Source organism: Xanthomonas pisi DSM 18956 (assembly GCF_001010415.1).
GTDB classification, from domain to species: Bacteria; Pseudomonadota; Gammaproteobacteria; order Xanthomonadales; family Xanthomonadaceae; genus Xanthomonas; species Xanthomonas pisi.
The window spans coordinates 1-386 of sequence record NZ_JPLE01000275.1 but is presented as its reverse complement, the minus strand read 5'-3'; the positions used below and the strand labels follow the sequence as shown (position 1 = coordinate 386).

Below are 386 nucleotides of genomic sequence, written 5' to 3'. Positions count from 1 at the left end.
CTCCAGAGAGTTTCTACCGCCAAGTAGCTTCCCTCTGCCTACCAGAATTTCTCCTGCGTCAGTCATTACATACTCAGGCGTATGCTTTGCTTTGAGGATTAAGTGAACCCACAGATGCGCAGCTTCTGCGTCCTTGTAAAACGGCACATCCATAATTTTACGGTGCAGCAAGGCATACCCCTTACCGCTGCTTTGATGCGGTTGTTGTAGCCTTCTGGCCTCTCTGGCTTCGGCTAGATTAGATATGTTACTCATGACCTTTCTCCTTCTGCATCAGCTTCACTTTTTCCAACTCAGCCCGGAATCGGCCAGGCTGCTTGAAGCTGGACAGGAAGCGATCACGTAGTATGTGTTTGTGAATTTTGTCCTGGTAAGGACTGAGTTGT

2 protein-coding genes are annotated in these 386 nt (G+C 48.7%); both read right to left on the bottom strand.

Going from position 1 to position 386, the window contains the following annotated elements; genetic code table 11:
- A partial coding sequence (locus tag Y887_RS19790) for a hypothetical protein (RefSeq protein ID WP_046965656.1) occupies positions 1-255 on the bottom strand: 255 nt, incomplete at its 3' end.
- A complete protein-coding gene (locus Y887_RS21615) occupies positions 248-331 on the bottom strand; it encodes a DUF2740 family protein (protein ID WP_425476745.1) in 84 nt (27 codons plus the stop codon). The genes Y887_RS21615 and Y887_RS19790, both read right to left, overlap by 8 nt.
- Positions 332-386 lie beyond the last annotated feature (55 nt).